This is a genomic window from Streptomyces sp. SID1328 (assembly GCF_009865595.1).
In the GTDB taxonomy this organism is placed as follows: Bacteria; Actinomycetota; Actinomycetes; order Streptomycetales; family Streptomycetaceae; genus Streptomyces; species Streptomyces griseoluteus.
Genome location: NZ_WWKH01000880.1, coordinates 1 through 8714 on the forward strand (window position 1 = coordinate 1; position 8714 = coordinate 8714).

The window sequence follows — 8714 nt, forward strand, 5'->3', positions numbered from 1 at the left end:
GCGTGCTGGTGCTGGCCGCGATCGGCGCCGCGCTGACCCTGCGCGGACGGGACGCCGAGCGGCCCTGAAACGCCGGAGCGCCGGGCGGCCCGCAAGGGGTCCGCCCGGCGCTCCGGTGTGTTCGTTCGGGGTGCGGATCAGTCGAGGTTGACCGACCGGGCGGAGGTCGCCCCGATCTCCTGGGCCAGCTCGCCCAGCGTGGCCGGGTCGACCGTGTCGTCCACCGTCAGCACGGCCAGCGCCTCGCCGCCGGCGGTGGAACGGGCCACCTGCATACCGGCGATGTTGATGCCCGCCTCGCCGAGGACCCGGCCGACGGTGCCGACGACACCGGGACGGTCCTCGTAGCTGAGGACGACCATGTGCTCGGTGAGCGCGAGGTCCACGTCGTAGTCGCCGACCGCCACGATCTTCTGGACGTGCTTGGGACCGGCCAGCGTGCCGGAGACCGACACCTCCTCGCCGCCGGCGAGAGTGCCGCGCACGGTGACCACGTTGCGGTGGTCGGCCGACTCGGAGCTGGTGGTGAGGCGGACCTCGACACCGCGCTCCTGCGCGAACAGGGGGGCGTTGACGTAGGAGACGGTCTCGTCCACCACGTCCTCGAACACACCCTTGAGCGCGGAGAGTTCGAGCACCTTCACATCGTGCTGGGTGATCTCGCCGTACACCTCGACGTCGAGGCGGACCGCGACCTCGCCCGCCAGCGCGGTGAAGATGCGGCCGAGGCGCTCGGCCAGCGGCAGACCGGGCTTCACGTCCTCGGCGATGACACCGCCCTGGACGTTCACCGCGTCCGGCACCAGCTCGCCGGCGAGGGCGAGGCGCACCGAGCGGGCCACCGCGATACCGGCCTTCTCCTGCGCCTCGTCGGTGGAGGCGCCGAGGTGCGGGGTGCAGACCACCTGGTCCAGCTCGAACAGCGGGGAGTCGGTGCACGGCTCCTTCGCGTACACGTCGAGCCCGGCGCCGGCGACCCGGCCCTCCTTCAGCGCCGCGTACAGCGCCGCCTCGTCGACGATGCCGCCGCGGGCGGCGTTGACGATGCGCACGGTCGGCTTGACCTTGCGCAGCGCCTCGTCGCCGATCAGACCGAGGGTCTCGGGGGTCTTGGGCAGGTGGACGGTGATGAAGTCGGAGACCTCCAGCAGCTCGTCCAGCGACAGCACCTTGACGCCCATCTGCGCGGCCCGCGCGGGCTGTACGTAGGGGTCGTAGGCGACCACCTTCATGCCGAAGGCGGACATCCGCTGGGCGACCAGGGCGCCGATGCGGCCGAGGCCGACCACGCCGAGAGTCTTCTCGGCCAGCTCGACGCCGGTGTACTTGCTGCGCTTCCACTCGCCGTTCTTCAGAGCGGCGTTGGCCTGCGGGATGTTGCGCGCGCTGGCCACGAGCAGACCGCAGGCCAGCTCGGCGGCGGTGACGATGTTGGAGGTGGGGGCGTTGACGACCATCACGCCGGCCTTGGTGGCGGCGGAGACGTCGACGTTGTCCAGGCCGACGCCGGCTCGTGCGACGACCTTCAGCTTCTTGGCCGCGGCGATCGCCTCGGCGTCGACCTTCGTGGCCGAGCGGACGAGGATCGCGTCCACGTCGGCGATGGCGGGGAGCAGTTCGGCGCGGTCGGCTCCGTTGCAGTGCCGGATCTCGAAGTCCGGCCCGAGTGCGTCCACGGTGGCGGGCGACAGCTCTTCAGCGATGAGTACCGTGGCTTTTCGACTGGGGTACGAGCTCACGTGAGTCCTCACAAGTCCATTGCGGACGGCCGTCCCGACGGCCGCTGGCGGTGGAGGGGTGCTAGCCGCGTGGAAGACGCACGACACTGTGGGCCTGACGCGTTTGTTGTGCAGCAGTGTAGTGGCGCGGCGGCCGGGCGGGCGGCACCCCGCCAGGGGGCGCCGCCGGCCGCCATGAGGCTCACGCCTCTTCGTCGACCCAGGACATCAGCTTGCGCAGCTTCTTGCCGGTGGTCTCCAGCAGGTGCTCGGAGTCCTGCTTCTTGTACTCGTCGTACTTCTTCAGGCCGCCGTGGTACTCGTCCATCCAGTTCTTGGCGAAGGAGCCGTCCTGGATCTCGGCGAGGACCTTCTTCATCTCGGCCTTGGTGGCGTCGGTGACGATGCGCGGGCCGGTGACGTAGTCGCCCCACTCGGCGGTCTCGGAGATGGACCAGCGCATCTTCTCCAGGCCGCCCTCGTACATGAGGTCGACGATCAGCTTCAGCTCGTGCAGACACTCGAAGTAGGCGATCTCCGGCTGGTAGCCGGCCTCGGTCAGCGTCTCGAAGCCCGCCTTGACCAGGGCGGCGGTGCCGCCGCAGAGCACGGCCTGCTCACCGAACAGGTCGGTCTCGGTCTCCTCGGTGAAGGTGGTCTTGATGACACCGGCGCGGGTGCCGCCGATGGCCTTGGCGTACGACAGGGCCAGCGGGAAGGCGTTGCCGGAGGCGTCCTGCTCGACCGCGACGATGCAGGGCACGCCGCGCCCCTCCTCGTACTGGCGGCGGACCAGGTGGCCGGGGCCCTTGGGGGCGACCATGCAGACGTCGACCTCGGCCGGGGGCTTGATGAAGCCGAAGCGGATGTTGAAGCCGTGACCGAAGAACAGCGCGTCGCCGTCCTTCAGGTTCGGGGCGATGGACTCCTCGTAGACCTGGGCCTGGAGCGGGTCCGGGACCAGGATCATGATGACGTCGGCCTCGGCGGCTGCCTCGGCCGCGGTGACCACGCGCAGGCCCTGCTCCTCGGCCTTGGCGCGGGACTTGGAGGCCTCGGGCAGGCCGACGCGGACGTCGACGCCCGAGTCCCGCAGCGACAGGGCGTGGGCGTGGCCCTGGCTGCCGTAGCCGATGACCGCGACCTTGCGGCCCTGGATGATGGACAGGTCGGCGTCGGCGTCGTAGAACAGCTCGGCCACTGGTTCTCTCCTTGAGGTGCGGGTGCTGCGCCCACCGTATTGCGGTGGGGGGACGGAAGGTTTCGGGGTCTCGGCATCCGGTCGCCCCTCGGGGCGGCCGGGCCGGGGGTCACGCGCTGCGGTCGAGGGCGCGCAGGGAGCGGTCGGTGATGGAGCGGGCGCCGCGTCCGATGGCGATGGTGCCGGACTGCACCAGCTCCTTGATGCCGAAGGGCTCCAGCATTTTCAGCATCGCGGACAGCTTGTCGCCGGAGCCGGTGGCCTCGATGGTGACGGCCTCCGGGGACACGTCGACGGTCTTGGCGCGGAACAACTGGACGATCTCCACGATCTGCGACCGGGTCTCGTTGTCCGCGCGGACCTTCACCAGAACGAGTTCACGCTGGACGGCCTGTCCGGGTTCCAGTTCGACGATCTTCAGCACGTTGACGAGCTTGTTGAGCTGCTTGGTCACCTGCTCCAGCGGGAGGTCCTCGACGTTCACCACGATGGTGATGCGGGAGATGTCGGCGTGCTCGGTGACACCCACCGCGAGGGAGTCGATGTTGAAGCCGCGCCGGGAGAAGAGGGCGGCGATGCGGGCGAGGATGCCCGGTGTGTTCTCCACCAGGACGGAGAGCGTGTGCTTGGACATGGTCGTGGTCTCTCTCGCTCGTATCCTCGGTCAGTCCTGGTCGCTGTCGCCGAAGTCGGGACGGACGCCCCGCGCGGCCATGACCTCGTCGTTGGAGGTCCCGGCGGCGACCATCGGCCACACCATCGCGTCCTCGTGGACGATGAAGTCGACGACGACCGGGCGGTCGTTGATCGCGTTGGCCTCCTCGATGACCTTGTCCAGGTCCTCGGGGCGCTCGCAGCGGATGGCGTGGCAGCCCATCGCCTCGGCCAGCTTCACGAAGTCGGGCACGCGGGTGCCGGCGCTGGGGCCCGTGGGTCCGTCGGGGCCGGAGTGCAGCACGGTGTTGGAGTAGCGCTGGTTGTAGAACAGCGTCTGCCACTGGCGGACCATGCCGAGGGCGCCGTTGTTGATGATGGCGACCTTGATCGGGATGTTGTTCAGGGCGCAGGTGGTGAGTTCCTGATTGGTCATCTGGAAGCAGCCGTCGCCGTCGATCGCCCAGACCGTACGGCCGGGCTGTCCGGCCTTGGCGCCCATCGCGGCCGGGACCGCGTATCCCATGGTTCCGGCGCCGCCGGAGTTGAGCCAGGTCGCGGGCTGCTCGTACTGGATGAAGTGGGCGGCCCACATCTGGTGCTGGCCGACGCCCGCCGCGAAGATCGTGTCGTCGGGGGCGAGCTGGCCGATGCGCTCGATGACCGCCTGCGGGGAGAGCGAGCCGTCGTCCGGCGTCTCGTAGCCGAGCGGGTAGGTCTCCCGCCAGCGGTTCAGGTCGCTCCACCAGGCGGTGTGGTCGCCCCGGTGGCCCTCGCTGTGCTCCTTCTGCACGGCCTGGATCAGGTCGGCGAGCACCTCGCGGGCGTCGCCCACGATCGGCACGTCGGCCTCGCGGTTCTTGCCGATCTCGGCCGGGTCGATGTCGGCGTGCACGATCTTGGCGTACGGCGCGAAGCTGTCCAGCTTCCCGGTGACCCGGTCGTCGAAGCGGGCGCCGAGGGCGACGATCAGATCGGCCTTCTGCAGGGCGGTGACGGCGGTGACCGAGCCGTGCATGCCGGGCATGCCCACGTGCTGCGGGTGGCTGTCGGGGAAGGCGCCGAGTGCCATCAGGGTGGTGGTGACAGGGGCGCCGGTCAGCTCGGCGAGGACCTTCAGCTCGGCGGTGGCGCCGGCCTTGAGCACACCGCCGCCGACGTAGAGGACGGGACGGCGGGCGCTGGTGATGAGCTTGGCGGCCTCGCGGATCTGCTTGGCGTGCGGCTTGGTCACCGGGCGGTAGCCGGGCAGGTCGGTCGCGGGCGGCCAGGAGAAGGTCGTCCGCGCCTGGAGCACGTCCTTGGGGATGTCGACGAGGACCGGGCCGGGGCGCCCGGTCGAGGCGATGTGGAACGCCTCGGCGATCGTCCTCGGGATGTCCTCGGCCTTGGTGACCAGGAAGCTGTGCTTGGTGATCGGCATGGAGATGCCGACGATGTCCGCCTCCTGGAAGGCGTCCGTACCGATCGCCTTGGAGACCACCTGGCCGGTGATCGCGACCAGCGGCACCGAGTCCATGTTGGCGTCGGCGATCGGGGTGACCAGGTTGGTGGCGCCGGGGCCCGAAGTCGCCATGCACACGCCGACCTTGCCGGTGGCCTGCGCGTACCCGGTGGCCGCGTGGCCCGCGCCCTGCTCGTGACGGACCAGCACGTGGCGCACCCGCTGGGAGTCCATCAGCGGGTCGTACGCGGGAAGGATCGTGCCCCCGGGAATGCCGAATACGGTGTCGACCCCGACCTCCTCGAGCGAGCGAATGAGGGACTGCGCACCCGTGACGTGCTCGACGGGGGCGGAGTGCTGTCCTCCGGATCGGGGCCGCGGCTGCGGATGGTGGGCCCCGGTGGCCTGCTCGGTCATCGTCATTCTCTTCTCGAGCTTGAGGGTTTGCGAGGTTCGGGCGGTCTGGGTGCGGAGCGGGGGGGCCGCACGAGGGTCACTCGTGCAACAAAAAACCCCCCGTGCCGCAAGGCAAGCGAGGGGAGCGCGTCGGTGAGGGGTGCTGGGATTCCCGGACGGTGTCCGACGAAGCCCCAGCTCAGCCGACGCGCTTTCCAAGTACGAGAATTCGGGTGCGCATGGCACTGACCCTCCCCCCGGCGCGCACCATGTGTCAAGTGGGTGGGACGGCCGTCTCATCATGTGAGCGGAGCACCGTCCCGCCGAACACGGTGGACATGGTCCCGGAGTAGAGCCCGGCGCCCTTCCCGGCGAAGACCGGCTCGGCGGGGGCGTGCGGCACCGGGAAGCGGCCGGAGGCGAGCGCCCGGCGCAGCCGGTACTCGTCCACCGGCCCGGCGAACGCCATGCCCTGGCCGTGGGTGCAGCCCATGGCGCGCAGCGCGACCACCTGTTCCGGCAGGTCCACACCCTCGGCGACGGTCTGCAGGCCGAGGTCGCCCGCGATGCGCAGCAGCCCGCTGGTGATCTTGTGCAGCCGGGCGGACTCCACGACGCCCTCGATCAGCCCGCGGTCGAGCTTGAGGATGTCCACGGGGAGCCTGCGCAGCGCCGTGATGGCCGCGTGGCCGCTGCCGAAGCCGTCGAGCGCGATCCGCACCCCGAGGCGGCTGAGCGCGGTCAGACGGCGCTCCAGCTCGTCCTGGGAGATCCGCGGGTCGGTGCCGGACAGTTCGATGATCAGCGCGCCGGGCGGCAGTCCGTGCCGGGTGAGCAGCGCCTCGATGGAGCCGAGCGGCAGCGAGCGGTCCAGCAGCCGCCGGGCGCTCATCCGTACGGACACCGGGACGACGAGGCCGCCCGCGGCGCGCTCGGCGGCCTGCTCGACGGCTTCCTGGAGTATCCAGCGCTCCAGCTCGGCCGTACGGTCGCCGTCCTCGGCCACCCGCAGGAACTCGGCCGGGGTGAACAGCACCCCCTGGGCGGAGCGCCAGCGCGCGTGGGTGGCGACCGAGGCGATCCGGCCGCCGTTGAGACACACCACCGGCTGGTGCAGCAGCGCGAACTCGCCCTCGTGCAGCGCGGCGCGCAGCCGCCCGGCCAGCTCGGCCTTGCGGACCACGTCCTGCTGCATCTGCGGCTTGTACAGCTCCACCCGGCCCTTGCCGCCGGCCTTGGCCCGGTACATCGCCAGGTCGGCGTTGCGCAGCAACTCGCCCGCGCCGAGGCCGGGCTCGGCGAAGGCGACGCCGATGGAGGCGTTGACCCGGACATCGTTGCCGTCGATGGCGTACGGCTGGGAGAGGGTGAGCCGGAGCCGGTCGGCCAGCTCCAGGAGGTGCCGCTCGCGGGCGGCCCGGTCGCGGGTGCCGTCGCCGGTGATCAGGGCCGCGAACTCGTCCCCGCCGAGCCGGGAGGCGGTGTCCCCCTGGCGCACGGAGTCCTGGAGCCGGCGCGCGGCCTGGATCAGCAGCTCGTCCCCCGCCTGGTGGCCGATGGTGTCGTTGACGGCCTTGAAGCCGTCGAGGTCGATGAAGAGCACGGCCGTGCCGCGCAGGGCGGCGCCCCGGTCGGTGGCCCGGCGCCCGGACAGGGCCTGCTGGACGCGCCGGGTGAACAGGGCGCGGTTGGGCAGGTCGGTGAGCGGGTCGTGCTCGGCGTTGTGCTGGAGCTGGGCCTGGAGCCGGACCCGCTCGGTCACGTCCCGGCTGTTGAAGATCAGCCCGCCGTGGTGCCGGTTGACGGTGGACTCCACGTTGAGCCAGCCGCCCCGGCCGGAGCGGAAGCGGCACTCGATGCGGGTGGTGGGTTCGGCCACCGGGTCGGCGGCCAGGAAGCGGCGCACCTCGTGCACCACGCAGCCCAGGTCCTCGGGGTGGATCAGCGCGGCCAGTTCGGTGCCGATCAGGGCCTCTGCGCTGCTGCCGTAGACCCCGGCGGCGGCCGGGGAGACGTAGCGCAGGACGCCGTTGGGCGCGGCGATCATGATGACGTCGCTGGAGCCCTGCACCAGGGAGCGGAAGTGGTTCTCCTTCTGCGCCAGTTCCTGGGTGAGGGTGATGTTGTCCAGCAGCATGATGCCCTGGCGGATGACGAGGGCCAGCACCACGGCGCCCGCGGTGATCAGCACCACGTGGTCGGGCCGGCGCCCGTTGAGCACGTTGTACAGGATGCCCAGCGTGCAGACGGCGGCGGCGAGGTACGGGGTGAGGGCGGCCAGCGAGCCGGTGAGCGGCCGCCCGGACGGGTACCGGTGGCCCTCCGTGCCCGGCGGGTGCGGCTGCGCGGTGGACGGACCGCGCTGGCCCGGCACGTGCTCGTGCAGCACCCGGGTCTCGGACGCGCCCCTCCCGCCCTCACGCCCCCTGGGTGCGGCCCAGGGGGCGTAGGCGAGCAGCAGGGAGCCCGCGAACCAGCCCGCGTCCAGCAGCTGGCCGGAGCGGTAACTGCTGTGCAGCAGCGGCGAGGTGAACAGCGCGTCGCACATCACGGTGAGCGCCAGGGCGCCGATCGCGGTGTTGACGGCGGTGCGGTTGCCCGGACTGCGCCGGAAGTGCAGCGCGAGCACCATGCTGACCAGCACGATGTCGAGCAGGGGGTAGGCCAGCGAGAGGGCGGTGTGCTCGACGCTCGGTCCGTCGATCCGGGCGGTCTGGGCGAGCGCCAGGCTCCAGGAGAGGGTGAGCAGCGAGCCCCCGATGAGCCAGGCGTCCAGCGTGAGGCAGATCCAGCCGGCCCGGCTCGCCGGGCGTTTGGCGAGGACCAGCAGGCCCACGATGGCGGGCGGGGCGAAGCAGAGGAAGAACAGGTCGGCGTAGCTGGGGCTCGGCACGGTGCGTTCGAGGACGACCTCGTACCACCCCCAGACCGCGTTGCCCAGGGCGGCCATCGCGGAGGAGAGGGCGAAGAGCAGCCAGGCGGGGCGGAAGCGGACGCGGCGGTTGCGGGCGTAGAGGAAGCAGGAGACGGCGGCGGTGCCGGCCGCCGCGCTGAGCCCGAAGTCCCCCATGAAGAGCGCGAGTTGCTCGTTTCCCCAGTCGAAGGCCGAGCCGACGGCGTAGGCCGCGCAGATCAGGGCGAGGGCGAGCTGCTGGGTGAGCCGCGATCCGTCGCCGGCCGCTGCCGGTGGCCGGGTGGGGGGCGTGCGGACGGGCTGCTGCGGCGCGCGGGGCGCCCCGTCGAGCGCGGGCGTGGTCACCGGTGGCGCGCTCACCGCGCCCTCCCGGTCCGGGTCGCGCCG

Annotated in this window: 5 protein-coding genes; all 5 read right to left on the reverse strand. The window is 71.4% G+C overall.

Going from position 1 to position 8714, the window contains the following annotated elements:
• Window positions 1–137: 137 nt before the first annotated feature.
• Window positions 138–1739, reverse strand: coding sequence for a phosphoglycerate dehydrogenase (serA, locus tag GT030_RS28340; protein ID WP_086690496.1), 1602 nt, complete (start codon window positions 1737–1739; stop codon window positions 138–140).
• Window positions 1740–1920: 181 nt separating this feature from the next.
• A complete protein-coding gene (ilvC, locus tag GT030_RS28345) occupies window positions 1921–2919 on the reverse strand; it encodes a ketol-acid reductoisomerase (protein ID WP_086690498.1) in 999 nt (332 codons plus the stop codon).
• Window positions 2920–3028: 109 nt separating this feature from the next.
• Window positions 3029–3553 carry an acetolactate synthase small subunit gene (gene ilvN / locus GT030_RS28350; RefSeq protein WP_031181749.1) on the reverse strand — a complete coding sequence of 175 codons (525 nt, stop codon included), beginning with the start codon at window positions 3551–3553 and terminating at the stop codon, window positions 3029–3031.
• A 30-nt stretch (window positions 3554–3583) separates the two neighbouring features.
• Entirely contained in the window at window positions 3584–5434 is a 1851-nt protein-coding gene (locus tag GT030_RS28355; RefSeq protein WP_202460661.1) for an acetolactate synthase large subunit, read from the reverse strand.
• 253 nt (window positions 5435–5687) lie between these two features.
• Window positions 5688–8687, reverse strand: coding sequence for an EAL domain-containing protein (locus tag GT030_RS28360; protein WP_161203523.1), 3000 nt, complete (start codon window positions 8685–8687; stop codon window positions 5688–5690).
• Window positions 8688–8714: the final 27 nt, after the last annotated feature.